The sequence below is a fragment of the Escherichia sp. TW14182 genome, from assembly GCF_000208525.1.
Taxonomy (GTDB): Bacteria; Pseudomonadota; Gammaproteobacteria; order Enterobacterales; family Enterobacteriaceae; genus Escherichia; species Escherichia ruysiae.
Window position 1 is genome coordinate 13,622 of record NZ_AEJZ01000169.1, and the last position, 17,397, is coordinate 31,018.

Sequence of the window (17,397 nt, forward strand, 5' to 3'; positions counted from 1 at the left end):
GACGCGCCAGCGTCGCATCAGGCATTTGCTCCGACCGCTCCTACGATTTCCGCGCTTTCCTGACCCTCTCGGCATACATCGTCAGCGTCTGTTTTATGACATCCAGCGTCACGGGCTTCGACAGACAGCTATCCATACCGGACTCCAGACACCGCTGCTTCTCTTCAGCCAACGCATTGGCAGTCACCCCGATTACCGGCAACGTTAGCCCTAACTGACGAATACGTTGCGTTAACCGGTAACCGTCCATATTCGGCATGTTGACGTCGCTAAGCACGATATCGATATGATTCTTGCTTAGTACATTAAGCGCATCGACGCCATCATTTGCCGTTTTACACTGATAACCCAACGATCCGAGCTGATCGGCTAGTAAGCGACGGTTAATCGGATGATCGTCAACCACCAGAATCATCATGTCGTCATTGCTAGTGGAATCTTTGTCCATCAATGGCAGAACGTTGGCAGGATCATCATTTTCAATTTCTATCCGATAGATACGCGCCAGTAGCACAGGCAGTTCATGCGACGAGGCGACGCTATGCACCCACTCACCGGGCGCTTTCTCCAGCGGAATACCAATATGCCGACGGCAGAACGTCACCACCGCTCTACCCTGCCATTTTTCGCTCAGCGCCTCATCCGTAATCAACACATCCTCTGGTGAGGGTTCCTGACCTTCGTATGTTGTAACGATTACACCACTGCGCTGCAAACTGGTTTCGATAAACTGGTATAGTGACGCATTACGTACCGCCAACCAGCAGCGTTTACCCGTTAATCCTTCGACACCTTTTTTATGTGGATATTGCGCACCATACAACGGAATACGCACCGTAAACTGGCTTCCCATGCCTGGTTCAGACTCCACCGAGATGTCACCGTCCATCATGCTGATCAATTTTTCACAAATCGCCAGCCCCAGACCGGTTCCCTGGAAGTTACGCTGTACGCCCGTCCCTACCTGGAAGAAGGGATCAAAAAGCCGCACCACTTCTTTCGCCGGAATACCCACGCCAGTATCGCGAACACGAATAGAAAGATAATCACCATCAGCACGGACATGCAGAACAATGCAGCCGGTATCGGTAAATTTAATGGCGTTACTCAACAGATTGGAGATAACCTGCTGTAAACGCATCGGATCGCCGTTTAAAGCTACCGGCACATCCGGTTCAATAAAGCAGTACAAACCAAGCTGCTTTCGCACCACCAGCGGCAAATAGTTGGCGGTGATATGGTTCATCACTTCACGCGGTGAAAACTCACGTGGCTCTATCTTTAACTGTTCCGATTCAATCTTCGAGAAATCGAGAATGTCGCTGATAATTTTCAACAGCAGGCTGGAAGAGTTATTCATTGCCGTCACCAGACGGTCAACGCCTTTCGGCAACTCTTTGGTTTGCAACAGATCCAGGTTACCGATAATGCCATACAGCGGCGTTCGCAACTCGTGGCTGACGGTAGCAAGGAACATCGATTTCGACTGACTCGCCTGTTCTGCTGCCTGCGCCATCTCTTGCAACGACTCTTCCATCTTCACGCGCGAAGAAACATCGACCAGTACGCAAATCGCCACGTTTTCATTACGATAGCGAGAATGAACAAAGCTGATTTGCAGATTAGTATTGTTGCTGGTCAGGACATCGACAAAATTGACCTGCTGCCCGCAGATAATTTGCGTCAGCCGCTGGCGATCCTCATGCGTAAGCATGTTGAGATAGGTATGCGCCAGTTCGTTACTCAAAATATTGACGCCATCAGCGGTGCGCAAAATACAGATCCCCACCGGTGCGGAGGCGACAATCTTGCGATTAAACTGCTCGTGTTCTTCCAGACGCTGGGCGTCACTTTCTGCCGGAATGAAAATACGCCGCTCGTACATCCGCGCGAGGGTGAACAGCGCCGCACCAGCAATCACATTCAGCAAAATAGCGTTAAGTATCAGCATACGAATGCGTTCCAGCACCTGATCTACGGGCACCGAGTAAACAATACTTAACGATGATGGCGGCAGATTTTTCTTCAGCACCAGTTCATGGAAGCCTGGTGTATAACCAAACCAGGAACGTTCCTGCATCCAACGCGGTTCAGCCTCGATTTTGCTTTCTGGTCCGGTCAACGAAATCAGGGTATGACCATTCTCATCAAGGATAGTAACCCCCATCGGTAATGTACCTGGTAAGAAGAAGTTCTCCATCCGAATGGTTTGTTCAACGCCCAGCAAGGCCTGCAAACGGTTCGCCAGATACACCGGCGTCAGCGCGTAAAAATATCCAACGCCAGGACGCGGGCCTTCGCTGATCCAATAAAGGTTGCTGCCGCTGTCATCCTGCGGAGCATTACGATACTTATTGATGCGCTCATGCAGAGCTTTCAGGGCGGTGTCGCGTTCAACCGGCATATCACGCAGGCCAAAGTTTGCCATGCAGAGGTTATCGCTGCCGATCAAAAATACGCGGTTGAGATCGTAAGCTGCAGAGAAATTATCGCGCCAGTAGCGCATAAACCACGCCAGTGACTCCAGAGAGCCACGCCAGGTGTTACTCATCGCGGAACAATCGGAATCAGCAAACAACGGTTCGAACACCGGCACATCCGCTTGCGTTTCTCGCCCACGCGGGGAAAGCACGCCGTTTTCTACAGATAAGCGATTTTCAGCAATGTACTTCAGCTCTTTCATCACGTCAGAAGTGCGCTGAATAAACCGCTGAGCCTGATCGGAACTCAGGTTAAATTCCTGACGAATCTCAGATTCTCGCTGATGCAGGGCATTGACGATGTAAAACACTGATGAAAAAGCAATCAGCAACCAGAGCAATAACGCCAATGCTCTGAACATATAGCGCGAGACTTTCAGGGTTGTGCGAAAAGAAGCAAGGTATTTCAAAGGGGCGAAGCTCCGCCTCAGGTGACCGATGGAGTGTGGTTAAGGTAGCGGTAAAAGCGTGCCACCGCAATGTTCTCTCTTCTCGGTAATATGATACACCGCCGAGAAATCATCACCTTAACCCCCGATAATCGTCATATATCGGACAAGATTGATGGATTTCAGCATGCATTATATGAAGTGGATTTATCCACGCCGCTTACGCAATCAAATGATCCTGATGGCAATCCTGATGGTCATTGTCCCAACGCTTACTATTGGTTATATCGTAGAAACGGAAGGACGTTCAGCAGTCTTATCTGAAAAAGAGAAAAAACTTTCTGCCGTGGTCAACCTGCTTAATCAGGCGCTAGGCGATCGCTACGATCTCTACATCGACTTACCGCGTGAAGAGCGTATCCGCGCATTGAATGCAGAGCTTGCCCCCATTACCGAAAATATTACTCGCGCCTTTCCTGGCATAGGCGCTGGTTATTATAACAAGACGCTGGATGCGATAATCACCTATGCGCCTTCATCGCTATATCAGAATAATGTGGGCGTGACTATTGCTGCGGATCACCCTGGTCGCGAAGTTATGCGTACAAATACCCCTTTGGTTTATTCAGGCAGGCAGGTGCGCGGCGATATTTTGAATTCAATGATCCCCATTGAACGTAATGGTGAAGTCCTCGGTTATATCTGGGCCAATGAATTAACCGAAGATATTCGCCGCCAGGCCTGGAAAATGGATGTGAGGATTATCATTGTACTCACCGCCGGTTTGCTGATAAGCCTGTTGTTGATTGTGCTTTTCTCCCGTCGCCTGAGCGCCAATATAGATATCATCACCGATGGCCTCTCGACTCTGGCGCAAAATATTCCCACTCGATTACCACAATTGCCCGGTGAAATGGGGCAAATCAGTCAGAGTGTTAACAACCTCGCCCAGGCACTGCGTGAAACGCGGACACTTAACGATCTGATTATTGAAAACGCTGCCGATGGCGTCATTGCCATCGACCGCCAGGGTGATGTAACCACCATGAACCCAGCAGCAGAAGTCATCACTGGCTATCAACGTCATGAACTGGTAGGGCAGCCTTACTCCATGTTGTTCGACAATACTCAGTTCTACAGTCCAGTTCTGGATACGCTGGAACATGGCACCGAACACGTGGCGCTGGAGATCAGTTTTCCAGGCCGTGACCGCACCATTGAAATCAGTGTCACTACCAGTCGTATTCATAACACGCATGGTGAAATGATAGGTGCTTTGGTGATTTTCTCTGATTTAACTGCCCGCAAAGAAACCCAACGCCGCATGGCGCAAGCTGAACGCCTCGCCACACTGGGTGAGCTGATGGCTGGCGTGGCGCATGAAGTCCGTAATCCGCTGACGGCTATTCGTGGTTATGTACAGATCTTGCGCCAACAAACCACTGACCCAATACATCAGGAATATCTGTCCGTAGTAATCAAAGAAATCGACTCAATTAACAAAGTCATTCAGCAATTGCTCGATTTTTCACGCCCACGCCACGGTCAATGGCAACAAGTCAGCCTCAATGCATTGGTTGAAGAAACTCTGGTACTGGTGCAAACCGCCGGCGTACAAGCGCGGATCGACTTCATAAGCGAACTGGACAATGAATTAAGCCCGATTAGTGCCGATCGCGAACTGCTCAAACAGGTACTCCTGAATATCCTGATCAATGCCGTCCAGGCTATCAGTGCCCGAGGGAAAATTCGCATTCGAACCTGGCAGTACAGCGACTCACAACAGGCTATTTCAATAGAAGACAACGGCTGTGGCATTGATCTCTCGCTGCAAAAAAAGATCTTCGATCCCTTTTTCACCACCAAAGCCTCAGGAACCGGGCTTGGTCTGGCGTTAAGTCAACGCATCATTAATGCCCATCCGGGGGATATTCGCGTCACCAGTTTGCCGGGCTACGGCGCAACCTTCACCCTTATTTTACCGATCAACCCGCAGGGAAATCAGACTGTATGACCGCTATTAATCGCATCCTTATTGTTGATGATGAAGATAATGTTCGCCGTATGCTGAGCACCGCTTTTGCACTACAAGGATACGAAACACATTGTGCGAACAACGGACGCACCGCATTACACCTGTTTGCCGATATTCACCCCGACGTGGTGTTGATGGATATCCGTATGCCTGAGATGGACGGCATCAAGGCACTAAAGGAGATGCGCAGCCAGGAGACCCGGACACCCGTTATTCTGATGACGGCCTATGCTGAAGTGGAAACCGCCGTCGAAGCACTACGCTGCGGTGCTTTCGACTATGTTATCAAACCGTTTGATCTCGATGAGTTGAATTTAATCGTTCAGCGCGCTTTACAACTCCAGTCAATGAAAAAAGAGATCCGTCATCTGCACCAGGCACTGAGCACCAGCTGGCAATGGGGGCACATTCTCACCAACAGCCCGGCGATGATGGACATCTGCAAAGACACCGCCAAAATTGCCCTTTCTCAGGCCAGCGTCTTGATTAGCGGTGAAAGCGGCACCGGGAAAGAGTTGATTGCCAGAGCGATTCACTACAATTCGCGGCGGGCAAAGGGGCCGTTCATTAAAGTCAACTGCGCGGCGCTGCCGGAATCGTTGCTCGAAAGTGAACTGTTTGGTCATGAAAAAGGTGCATTTACTGGTGCACAAACCTTGCGTCAGGGATTATTTGAACGTGCCAACGAAGGTACTCTGCTCCTAGACGAAATTGGCGAAATGCCGCTGGTACTGCAAGCCAAATTACTACGCATTCTGCAGGAACGGGAATTTGAACGGATTGGCGGCCATCAGACCATAAAAGTTGATATCCGCATCATTGCTGCCACCAACCGCGACTTGCAGGCAATGGTAAAAGAAGGCACCTTCCGTGAAGATCTCTTTTATCGCCTTAACGTTATTCATTTAATACTGCCGCCTCTGCGCGATCGCCGGGAAGATATTTCCCTGTTAGCTAATCACTTTTTGCAAAAATTCAGTAGTGAGAATCAGCGCGATATTATCGACATCGATCCGATGGCAATGTCACTGCTTACCGCCTGGTCATGGCCGGGAAATATTCGAGAGCTTTCCAACGTCATTGAACGCGCCGTCGTAATGAACTCAGGTCCGATCATTTTTTCTGAGGATCTTCCGCCACAGATTCGTCAGCCAGTCTGTAATGCTGGTGAGGCAAAAACAGCCCCTGTCGGTGAGCGTAATTTAAAAGAGGAAATTAAACGCGTCGAAAAACGCATCATTATGGAAGTGCTGGAACAACAGGACGGAAACCGAACCCGCACCGCTTTGATGCTGGGTATCAGTCGCCGTGCATTGATGTATAAACTCCAGGAATACGGTATCGATCCGGCGGATGTATAACACCAAAACTTGCTATGCAGAAATTTGCACAGTGCGCAAATTTCTGCATAGCCAATCATCCTCCTTCTTAATCCCCACCTTATTTATCCTTTTATATTCAATCAGTTAAAAACAACATCAAATATTCTCATTCTGGCACTCCCCTTGCTATTCCCTGACTGTACCCACAACGGTGTATGTAAGAGGGATAAATAATGAAAACAAAATTGATGACATTACAAGACGCCTCCGGCTTCTTTCGTGACGGCATGACCATCATGGTGGGCGGATTTATGGGGATTGGCACTCCATCCCGCCTGGTTGAAGCATTACTGGAATCTGGTGTTCGCGACCTGACATTGATAGCCAATGATACCGCGTTTGTTGATACCGGCATCGGTCCGCTCATCGTCAATGGTCGAGTCCGCAAAGTAATTGCGTCACATATCGGCACCAACCCGGAAACAGGTCGGCGCATGATATCTGGTGAAATGGACGTCGTTCTGGTGCCACAAGGTACGCTAATCGAGCAAATCCGCTGTGGTGGCGCTGGACTTGGTGGTTTTCTCACTCCAACTGGTGTCGGCACCGTCGTAGAGGAAGGCAAACAGACACTGACACTCGACGGTAAAACCTGGCTGCTTGAACGCCCGCTGCGCGCCGACCTGGCGCTCATTCGCGCTCATCGTTGCGACACACTTGGCAACCTGACCTATCAACTTAGCGCCCGCAACTTTAACCCCCTGATTGCCCTTGCGGCTGATATCACGCTGGTGGAGCCAGATGAACTGGTCGAAGTCGGCGAGCTGCAACCTGACCATATTGTCACCCCTGGTGCCGTTATCGACCACATCATCGTTTCACAGGAGAGCAAATAATGGATGCGAAACAACGTATTGCACGCCGTGTGGCACAAGAGCTTCGTGATGGTGACATCGTGAATCTGGGCATTGGTCTGCCGACGATGGTCGCCAACTATTTGCCAGAAGGCATTCATATCACTCTGCAATCGGAAAACGGCTTCCTCGGTTTAGGCCCGGTCACGACAGCGCATCCAGATCTGGTTAACGCAGGCGGACAACCATGCGGCGTTTTACCCGGCGCAGCCATGTTTGACAGCGCCATGTCATTTGCGCTGATCCGTGGCGGTCATATTGATGCCTGCGTGCTCGGTGGTTTGCAGGTAGACGAAGAAGCCAACCTCGCGAACTGGGTAGTGCCTGGAAAAATGGTGCCCGGTATGGGTGGCGCGATGGATCTGGTGACCGGGGCGCGCAAAGTGATCATTGCCATGGAACATTGCGCCAAAGATGGTTCACCGAAAATTTTGCGCCGCTGCACCATGCCGCTCACTGCGCAACACGCGGTGCATATGCTGGTCACTGAACTGGCTGTCTTTCGTTTCATTGACGGCAAAATGTGGCTCACCGAAATTGCCGACGGGTGTGATTTAGCCACCGTGCGTGCCAAAACCGAAGCTCAGTTTGAAGTAGCCGCCGATCTGAATACGCAACGGGGTGATTTATGATTGGTCGCATCTCACGTTTTATGACGCGTTTTGTCAGCCGGTGGCTTCCCGATCCTCTGATTTTTGCCATGTTGCTGACGTTGCTAACGTTCGTGATCGCGCTTTGGTTAACACCACAAACGCCGATCAGCATGGTGAAAATGTGGGGTGACGGTTTCTGGAACTTGCTGGCGTTCGGTATGCAGATGGCGCTGATCATCGTTACCGGTCATGCCCTTGCCAGCTCTGCTCCGGTGAAAAGCTTGCTGCGGACTGCCGCCTCCGCCGCAAAAACACCCGTACAGGGCGTCATGCTGGTCACTTTCTTCGGTTCCGTCGCTTGTGTCATCAACTGGGGATTTGGTCTGGTTGTCGGCGCAATGTTCGCCCGTGAAGTCGCCCGGCGAGTACCTGGCTCTGATTATCCGTTGCTCATTGCCTGCGCCTACATTGGTTTTCTCACCTGGGGTGGCGGCTTCTCTGGCTCAATGCCTCTGTTGGCTGCAACACCGGGCAACCCGGTTGAGCATATCGCCGGGCTTATCCCGGTGGGCGATACTCTGTTCAGTGGTTTTAACATTTTCATCACTGTGGCATTGATTGTGGTGATGCCATTTATCACCCGCATGATGATGCCAAAACCGTCTGACGTGGTGAGTATCGATCCAAAACTACTCATGGAAGAGGCTGATTTTCAAAAGCAGCTACCGAAAGATGCTCCACCGTCCGAGCGACTGGAAGAAAGCCGCATTCTGACGTTGATCATCGGCGCACTGGGTATCGCTTACCTGGCAATGTACTTCAGCGAACATGGCTTCAACATCACCATCAATACCGTCAACCTGATGTTTATGATTGCGGGTCTGCTGCTACATAAAACGCCAATGGCTTATATGCGTGCTATCAGCGCGGCAGCACGCAGTACCGCCGGTATTCTGGTGCAATTCCCCTTCTACGCCGGGATCCAACTGATGATGGAGCACTCCGGTCTGGGCGGACTCATTACCGAATTCTTCATCAATGTTGCGAACAAAGACACCTTCCCGGTAATGACCTTCTTTAGTTCTGCACTGATTAACTTCGCCGTTCCGTCTGGCGGCGGTCACTGGGTTATTCAGGGACCTTTCGTGATACCCGCAGCCCAGGCGCTGGGCGCTGATCTCGGTAAATCGGTAATGGCGATCGCCTACGGCGAGCAATGGATGAACATGGCACAACCGTTCTGGGCGCTGCCAGCACTGGCAATCGCCGGGCTCGGTGTCCGCGACATCATGGGCTATTGCATCACTGCCCTGCTCTTCTCCGGCGTCATTTTCGTCATTGGTTTAACGCTGTTCTGACGGCAACTCTACAGACAGAAGGAATATAAAATGAAAAATTGTGTCATCGTCAGTGCGGTACGTACTGCCATCGGTAGTTTTAATGGTTCACTCGCCTCCACCAGCGCCATCGATCTGGGGGCAACAGTAATTCAGGCCGCCATTGAACGCGCAAAACTCGATTCACAACACGTCGATGAAGTGATTATGGGTAACGTATTGCAGGCCGGGCTGGGGCAAAATCCGGCTCGTCAGGCACTGCTAAAAAGCGGACTGGCAGAAACGGTGTGCGGATTTACGGTCAACAAAGTATGTGGTTCTGGTCTGAAAAGCGTGGCGCTTGCCGCCCAGGCAATTCAGGCCGGTCAGGCACAGAGCATCGTAGCGGGTGGAATGGAGAACATGAGTTTAGCGCCCTATTTACTCGATGCAAAAGCACGCTCTGGTTATCGTCTTGGAGACGGACAGGTTTATGACGTGATCCTGCGCGATGGCCTGATGTGCGCCACTCACGGTTATCATATGGGTATTACCGCCGAGAACGTTGCCAAAGAGTACGGAATTACCCGTGAAATGCAGGATGAACTGGCGCTACATTCACAGCGTAAAGCGGCAGCAGCCATTGAGTCCGGTGCTTTTACCGCCGAAATTGTCCCGGTAAATGTTGTCACACGGAAGAAAAACATCGTCTTCGATCGCGATGAATTCCCGAAAGTAGATTCTACTGCAGAAGCTCTTGCTGCATTGCGCCCGGCCTTCGACAAAGCCGGAACGGTCACCGCCGGGAACGCGTCTGGCATTAACGATGGGGCTGCCGCACTGGTGATTATGGAAGAATCTGCGGCGCTGGCGGCAGGCCTAAAACCACTGGCACGCATTAAAAGCTATGCCAGCGGTGGCGTGCCCCCTGCATTGATGGGTATGGGGCCAGTACCTGCCACGCAAAAAGCGTTACAACTGGCGGGGCTGCAACTGGCAGACATTGATCTCATCGAAGCCAATGAAGCATTTGCCGCGCAGTTCCTTGCCGTTGGGAAAACCCTGGGCTTTGATCCTGAGAAAGTGAATGTCAACGGCGGAGCCATCGCGCTGGGGCATCCTATCGGCGCCAGCGGTGCACGTATTCTGGTCACACTATTACATGCAATGCAGGCTCGCGATAAAACGCTGGGTCTGGCGACGCTGTGCATTGGCGGCGGTCAGGGAATTGCTATGGTGATTGAACGATTGAATTAACGAACAAAAACGCCCGATAGCGAAAGTCATCGGGCGTTTTCTTAAACATCGACAGTGAAAGTAACCTCATTAATTACCAGTCAAAACTTTTTACCAGCGTCAGCTCGCCAGCATTACGCATCGGTACAATAAATGTTTCCTGTTTCTCATTGACCGATCCTTCATCGGTGATCAGCGTCAGTTGGGCGGTGGTTAATTCCGTTTCGCTGCGTCCGCCATAGTAGTTGATATACACCTGATAGCGCCCGTGAACTGGCGCTGGCATGGCGAAAATCTCGGGTCCGTACCCCGTCGTGACATCCATATCCAGTGCGCCACTGTTTTTCAGCACCGTGTTACCGTACCAGGCGTGTTCGCCATCAGGCGTAACGACATGAAGATCGAGGTCGGTATTATCCGTATCCCACGAGAGAACCAGCCGTAAACGTGCGCGAATCGCCCCAGCACCCGGCATTGAGTAAAACTGCATTTTTTGTCGGCTTTGCCCACCCGGGCTGATGACCTGCACGCTGTTGCTGCCTTCAATGCCCAGACGCCAGCGGAAAGTAGGGCTATTGCACCAAAACCTACAAGGCCATAAAACCGCCAGCCTTTCGCTTTTTTTCACCACTCATTGCCACATTCCTTGTGTAAAGCCAGCCATTTTTTATGGGCGATGCACAACTTTATCGCGCCCTAATACGACAAAAGCCCAGACTTTGCAGCCTGGACTTTTCAATTCAAAAAAGGGAGATGGCTCCCTTTTGACATGAATAAATAAAATTATTCTTCTTCTGGCTCGTCGTCAACGTCCACTTCCGGAGCGATTTCATCGTCCCCTTCCGCAGCACTGCCATCGATGGTATCCAGATCTTCCTCGTCAACGGGTTCAGCAACACGTTGCAGACCCACTACGTTTTCATCTTCCGCAGTACGGATGAGGATCACGCCCTGGGTGTTACGACCCACGATGCTGATTTCTGAAACGCGGGTACGTACCAGCGTACCGGCATCGGTGATCATCATGATCTGATCGCAGTCATCAACCTGTACCGCACCAACCACTAAACCGTTACGTTCAGTCACTTTGATGGAGATAACCCCTTTCGTCGCACGCGACTTAGTTGGGTATTCCGCCACCGCAGTACGTTTACCGTAACCGTTTTGTGTTGCAGTAAGGATTGCGCCATCGCCACGCGGTACGATCAGAGACACGACTTTATCGCCTTCGCCTAAACGAATACCGCGAACACCCGTGGTGTTGCAGCCCATCGCACGGACAGAAGACTCTTTAAAGCGCACCACTTTACCTTCGGCGGAGAACAGCATTACTTCGTCTTCGCCACTGGTCAGATCAACGCCGATCAGCTCATCGCCTTCAACCAGCTTGATCGCCACTTTACCGGCGGTACGCAGACGGTTGAATTCGGTGAGGACGGTTTTCTTCACAGTACCGTTAGCAGTCGCCATGAAGACTTTCACGCCTTCTTCAAACTCGGTCACAGGCAGGATCGCGGTGATACGTTCGTCCTGTTCCAGCGGCAGCAGGTTGACGATCGGACGACCACGTGCACCACGAGAGGCTTCCGGCAACTGATAAACCTTCATCGAGTAGACGCGACCACGGCTGGAGAAGCACAGGATATGATCGTGGGTGTTCGCCACCAGCAGTCGGTCGATAAAGTCTTCTTCTTTAATACGTGCGGCAGATTTACCTTTCCCGCCACGACGCTGCGCTTCGTATTCCGAAAGCGGCTGGTACTTCACGTAGCCCTGGTGAGAGAGCGTCACGACTACATCTTCCTGAGTGATCAGATCTTCCAGGTTGATGTCTGCGCTGTTGGCAGTGATTTCAGTACGACGTTTGTCGCCGAACTGTTCACGAACCAGTTCCAGCTCTTCGCGGATCACTTCCATCAGACGATCGGCGCTACCCAGAATACGCAGCAGTTCCGCGATCTGATCCAGCAGCTCTTTGTATTCGTCGAGCAGTTTTTCGTGCTCAAGGCCGGTCAGTTTCTGCAAACGCAGATCCAGAATTGCCTGAGCTTGCTGTTCGGTCAGGTAGTACAGACCGTCACGCACGCCGAACTCTGGCTCCAGCCATTCCGGACGCGCAGCATCGTCACCCGCACGCTCCAGCATCGCGGCAACGTTGCCCAGCTGCCACGGATTAGCAACCAGCGCGGTTTTCGCTTCTGCAGGCGTCGGCGCATGACGGATCAGTTCAATGATCGGGTCGATGTTCGCCAGTGCTACGGCTAATGCTTCAAGGATATGAGCACGATCGCGGGCTTTACGCAGTTCGAAAATGGTACGACGGGTCACCACTTCGCGACGGTGACGGACAAACGCAGCGATAATGTCTTTCAGGTTCATGATCTTCGGCTGACCATGGTGCAATGCCACCATGTTGATACCGAAAGAAACCTGCAACTGGGTCTGGGAGTAGAGGTTGTTGAGCACAACTTCACCGACCGCATCGCGTTTAACTTCAATCACGATGCGCATACCGTCTTTGTCAGACTCGTCACGCAGCGCGCTGATGCCTTCCACGCGTTTTTCTTTTACCAGTTCCGCAATCTTCTCGATCAGGCGCGCTTTGTTCACCTGATACGGAATTTCGTGGACGATAATGGTTTCACGCCCGGTTTTGGCGTCAACTTCCACTTCGGCACGAGCGCGGATATACACCTTGCCGCGACCGGTACGGTAAGCTTCTTCAATACCGCGACGACCGTTAATGATTGCCGCCGTCGGGAAGTCCGGCCCCGGGATGTGTTCCATCAGCCCTTCAATGCTGATGTCTTCATCATCAATATACGCCAGACAACCGTTGATGACTTCCGTCAGGTTGTGTGGCGGGATGTTGGTTGCCATACCTACGGCGATACCGGAAGAACCGTTCACCAGCAGGTTAGGAATTTTGGTCGGCATGACGTCCGGAATTTTTTCCGTACCGTCATAGTTATCAACGAAATCGACCGTCTCTTTTTCGAGATCGGCCATCAGTTCATGGGCAATTTTCGCCAGACGGATTTCCGTATAACGCATTGCCGCCGCAGAGTCGCCGTCGATAGAACCGAAGTTACCCTGACCGTCTACCAGCATGTAACGCAGCGAAAATGGCTGCGCCATACGGACGATCGTGTCATAGACCGCCGAGTCACCATGGGGATGGTATTTACCGATTACGTCACCAACGACACGGGCAGATTTTTTATAGGCTTTGTTCCAGTCATTGCCTAGTACGTTCATGGCGTAAAGTACGCGACGGTGTACCGGCTTCAGGCCATCTCGGACATCTGGCAGCGCACGGCCAACAATGACCGACATCGCATAATCCAGATAGGAGCTCTTCAGCTCTTCCTCAATGTTGACCGGTGTAATTTCTCTCGCAAGGTCGCTCATCTAACCGCTATCCCTCTACTGTATCCCGGATTCAAAGGTCGCAAATTATAACACAGCCGCGCAGATTGAGGTAAACCAATACGCTTTATTCACATCCAATGCCTGATATACTCGATTGCCTTGCCAATTACGGAGTAGAAGTGCCAATGAATGCCGAAAAATCGCCGGTAAACCATAACGTAGACCACGAAGAGATCGCTAAATTTGAAGCCGTCGCCTCCCGCTGGTGGGATCTGGAAGGCGAGTTCAAACCACTGCACCGCATTAACCCGCTGCGTCTGGGCTATATTGCCGAGCGTGCTGGCGGTTTATTTGGCAAAAAGGTGCTCGATGTCGGTTGTGGCGGCGGCATTCTGGCTGAGAGTATGGCGCGCGAAGGCGCGACGGTGACCGGCCTGGATATGGGTTTTGAACCGCTACAAGTTGCAAAGCTACACGCGCTGGAAAGCGGTATTCAGGTGGAGTACGTGCAGGAAACCGTTGAAGAACACGCAGCAAAACATGCCGGACAGTATGATGTGGTGACCTGCATGGAGATGCTGGAGCACGTCCCCGATCCACAGTCAGTGGTTAGAGCCTGTGCGCAACTGGTGAAACCGGGCGGCGATGTCTTTTTCTCCACGCTTAACCGCAACGGCAAGTCATGGCTGATGGCGGTGGTCGGCGCGGAATATATTTTGCGCATGGTGCCCAAAGGCACGCATGATGTGAAGAAGTTTATTAAACCGGCAGAACTGCTGGGCTGGGTGGATCAGACCAGTCTTAAAGAGCGCCATATGACCGGGCTACATTACAACCCAATCACAAATACTTTTAAGCTCGGCCCCGGCGTGGATGTGAACTATATGCTGCACACGCAGAATAAGTGAGATTGTTGACCGGATTCATCTGGCAACCGTACCAATGCCTGATGCGACGCTTGCTGTGTCTTATCAGGCTTACAAATGACTCCCCCGTAGGTCGGATAAGGCGTTTACGCCGCACCCGGCAACGATGCCGGGCGGACAACAATTACCATTTCACCGTCATCGACAAAAATCCTGCCGTCTGGGCAAAATCATCACTTCCCTTCTGCCATGCGACGCTGCCGCGCAGGGAAACTCGCTGGCTAATATTGCCTGTTATCCCCACTTTTATTTCACCACGCTGCTTCGCTGCATCGTCGCTGATATTGCTGCCATCGTCTTCAATTTCCGCCGAATGGGGATGGTGATAATAATTCAGATCCAGGGTTGGCGTGATATGGAAAGCATTACGCCATTCGCTATGTATCCCGACACGCGTCTGAATATCATCGCCCTGCGATTGCGACACCCGCGCACGGTTAGCGGCGGTAAAATCATTCTGCTGCACGCCCTGATAAATCACCTGCGCCTGTGGTTCGATTACCACACCATGCCCCGGTAACCACTGATAGCCAGCTTCCAGCGAGGCGACAATACCCGACGAGTGGTAATGATCCGCGCCATCGCCTTGTTCGGAAACATCATTGCTAAACCACGCGTATTGCAGCCAGCTATCCAGCCACGCCCCCTGCTGCTGGCTACCATGCTGAAACCAGCTCGAAGTCAGCCCAACGGCATAACCGTGGTTCTGGTTATCGGCGCGAGTTCCAGTCATATTCGAGCGGCTGTCGCCCTGGTTATCGCTGTAGCCACCGACAATCCCAAGCATCCATTCGCCATCATCGCCCCAGCGCCCCCTAAACAGATCACCGCTAAGCTGCACCGTAGAGGTGTCTTCATGCTGAGCCAGTTGCCCCGCAGCCGTGTAATGATAACGTCCGCCGATAATGCGCAAATGCAGCGTCTGACCGTTGCTACCTGCGTGATCGTGTCGCTCCATCACAAACGCCTGATTTGCCGCCCGAAGGTTATTAAGATATCCACCAATTTTTGCATTCAACACCGGCTGATAAGCGGGCGTGGGATCCGGATCGGGAGTCGGATCTGGATCAGGTGGCGATGGAGGCGTGACTTTTTGTGATCGCAAATACCAGTCGTTGTTATCTTCCACCAGCGTGTAGTCATACGCTCCCATATTGACGTAGCCGCTGCCCGCCAGACTGAACTGCGCGTTATTTTGAAATTGTGTGGGATCGCCAGCGAAATCAACCAGTTTTATACCTGTAGATGTCGGATCGCCAATGCCAGTAATGGGGTTAACCACCACGGTCGTGTTGCCAGCGGTATTACCGTTCAACACCAACCGGTCGCTTACCGAGTCATCGCCGTTTAATTCGCTGTCGAGCAACAACGTACCGCCACCGTTGTAATCACCGTTTACGATCAGGGTATCGCCAGCGACGCCATTTTGCAGGCTGACCGCGCCGAAAGTATTGCTCAGATCACCATTGATCGTCACGCCAGGAAGATAAGTCAGGCTGTCAGTTTCAAGGTTGGTATTAAGCTCGCCCGTTAACGTAACGCCATCGGTGACATTCACCAGCGTACCGCCACCGTTAAATAATGAGGCGTCGAGCGCCACAGACGTATCCTGCCCGGTTAAACGCAAAACCGTGCCATCGCTGATGTCGATAGTGCCACTGGAACTGGCATCAATAGACTGAATATCCTGATCCGCGCCAGTCTCGAACGTTGCCCCGTCACCAACCCACAGCGACGAAGCGTAAGGAAAGATATCCGCAACATCACCTTTCAGCGTACCTTCTTCCACTCGCACCGCCGACTGCGCCGTGCCGCTGGCAGTCAGTTCCAGCGTGCCTGCACCGGTTTTCGTCAGTGTGGTTCCCGCGTCCTGGTGCTGTCCACTGCTGTCGGCGATCAATGCGCCCCACTGCGTCACAGCACCATCATCAACCACAATTTCGCCATCAGCGCGCATTTCGATATCACGCCCATGACCAGCCATCGCAGAGCGAGTATCGACATCAGCTGTAATCTCCATCGCGCTATCTTGTTGATTATCAGTGAAGATAACCTGGCGGTTATAGTGAGTATCACCAAGCTGAGAATTGTTGCTCACCACCAGCGTGCCGGAAGCGATTTGTGTTGTGCCGAGGTATTGATTGTCATTCGCCAGGCTTACCTGTCCATCGCCTGCATCTACCACTACATAGACGCCTTTTTTCCCGTCATCGCCAATATGCAATTCCTCACCACCATAAAGATCGACAACGTCCTGCTGACCAATCACCGTACCGCCGTTACCACTGATTTCCAGCCCATCGTTCTCTGACGTACCGATCTGCCAGGTGGTGAAATCGGAGAGATCTAATACGCCAGCGTTTAACACAATTGACTGCGGATCGTCCTGCATCGCCGCCAGATCCGCCGCGTTTCCCGCCAGCGAGAGGATTGCGCCATCTTCCACCACAATATCGCCGGTCAGCGCCATCGACGACGCCCCCGCCAGCGCATAGCTACCATTTTCGGCAATGGTCAGTTGCCCTTCACCTTCAATAGTTCCGCTAAACCCACCGGCATTTACCGTCACGTTACCGCCAGCATCAATATTTAAAGTGCCATTCTGAAAACCCGTCAGTGAGTGAACAAAAGTCTGCTGTGTTGCGCCAACGTTAAGTTCTGCCTGATCATCCCGATGACTGATACTGCCGACCATCAGTCCATAGCAATTTTGTGGATTACTCTGGCAACGATCATCGCCAACATTCATCAGCGAATTGCTACGCCCCAGCGTCACTTCACCGTTTTGGTAGTGACTCCAACTTACTGATAGTG

The 17,397-nt window shown here is 51.9% G+C and carries 10 protein-coding genes and 2 pseudogenes; 7 read left to right on the forward strand and 5 right to left on the reverse strand.

The genetic code is table 11. The features are described 5' to 3' along the window. Positions 1-40 precede the first annotated feature (40 nt). Complete coding sequence (gene rcsC, locus EQY_RS0114765) at positions 41-2,890, reverse strand: two-component system sensor histidine kinase RcsC (RefSeq protein ID WP_000876095.1); 2,850 nt, start codon at positions 2,888-2,890, stop codon at positions 41-43. A gap of 166 nt (positions 2,891-3,056) precedes the next feature. Between rcsC and atoS the strand changes: the two genes are divergently transcribed. From atoS to atoB, 6 genes are all read left to right on the forward strand, one after another. After that, complete coding sequence (gene atoS / locus EQY_RS0114770; protein WP_024212597.1) at positions 3,057-4,883, forward strand: two-component system sensor histidine kinase AtoS; 1,827 nt, start codon at positions 3,057-3,059, stop codon at positions 4,881-4,883. After that, positions 4,880-6,265, forward strand: coding sequence for an acetoacetate metabolism transcriptional regulator AtoC (gene atoC, locus EQY_RS0114775; RefSeq protein WP_000125304.1), 1,386 nt, complete (start codon positions 4,880-4,882; stop codon positions 6,263-6,265). Before atoS ends, atoC begins: the two co-directional genes overlap by 4 nt. A 194-nt stretch (positions 6,266-6,459) precedes the next feature. Continuing rightward, the gene (atoD, locus tag EQY_RS0114780) at positions 6,460-7,122 is read left to right on the forward strand and encodes an acetate CoA-transferase subunit alpha (protein WP_000850524.1); all 663 of its coding nucleotides are present in this window, start codon (positions 6,460-6,462) and stop codon (positions 7,120-7,122) included. Beyond that, entirely contained in the window at positions 7,122-7,772 is a 651-nt protein-coding gene (atoA, locus tag EQY_RS0114785; RefSeq protein ID WP_000339060.1) for an acetate CoA-transferase subunit beta, read from the forward strand. The genes atoD and atoA overlap by 1 nt, the downstream gene beginning before the upstream one ends. Then, positions 7,769-9,091, forward strand: a complete 1,323-nt coding sequence (locus EQY_RS0114790; RefSeq protein WP_000580275.1) for a TIGR00366 family protein — start codon at positions 7,769-7,771, stop codon at positions 9,089-9,091. The genes atoA and EQY_RS0114790 overlap by 4 nt, the downstream gene beginning before the upstream one ends. Before the next feature lie 30 nt (positions 9,092-9,121). Next, complete coding sequence (gene atoB / locus EQY_RS0114795) at positions 9,122-10,306, forward strand: acetyl-CoA acetyltransferase (RefSeq protein ID WP_000786558.1); 1,185 nt, start codon at positions 9,122-9,124, stop codon at positions 10,304-10,306. Between the two features lie 73 nt (positions 10,307-10,379). Here atoB and EQY_RS0114800 read toward each other — a convergent pair. From EQY_RS0114800 to gyrA, 3 genes and pseudogenes are all read right to left on the reverse strand, one after another. After that, positions 10,380-10,829 (reverse strand): annotated as a pseudogene (locus EQY_RS0114800) (YfaP family protein); the annotation flags it as partial. Further along, a pseudogene (locus EQY_RS26850) lies at positions 10,820-10,909 on the reverse strand (hypothetical protein); the annotation flags it as partial. The pseudogenes EQY_RS0114800 and EQY_RS26850, both read right to left, overlap by 10 nt. Positions 10,910-11,068: 159 nt before the next feature. Next, positions 11,069-13,696: a DNA topoisomerase (ATP-hydrolyzing) subunit A gene (gyrA, locus tag EQY_RS0114805; RefSeq protein WP_001281237.1), complete on the reverse strand. Its 2,628-nt coding sequence runs from the start codon at positions 13,694-13,696 to the stop codon at positions 11,069-11,071. A 146-nt stretch (positions 13,697-13,842) separates the two neighbouring features. Here gyrA and ubiG point away from each other — a divergent pair, with 146 nt between their 5' ends. Beyond that, complete coding sequence (gene ubiG / locus EQY_RS0114810) at positions 13,843-14,565, forward strand: bifunctional 2-polyprenyl-6-hydroxyphenol methylase/3-demethylubiquinol 3-O-methyltransferase UbiG (RefSeq protein ID WP_000990776.1); 723 nt, start codon at positions 13,843-13,845, stop codon at positions 14,563-14,565. Between the two features lie 142 nt (positions 14,566-14,707). On the opposite strand, the gene yfaL is transcribed toward ubiG, so the two are convergent. Continuing rightward, positions 14,708-17,397: AIDA-I family autotransporter adhesin YfaL/EhaC (gene yfaL, locus EQY_RS0114815; RefSeq protein WP_038809024.1), on the reverse strand; the 2,690-nt coding region annotated here is incomplete at its 5' end.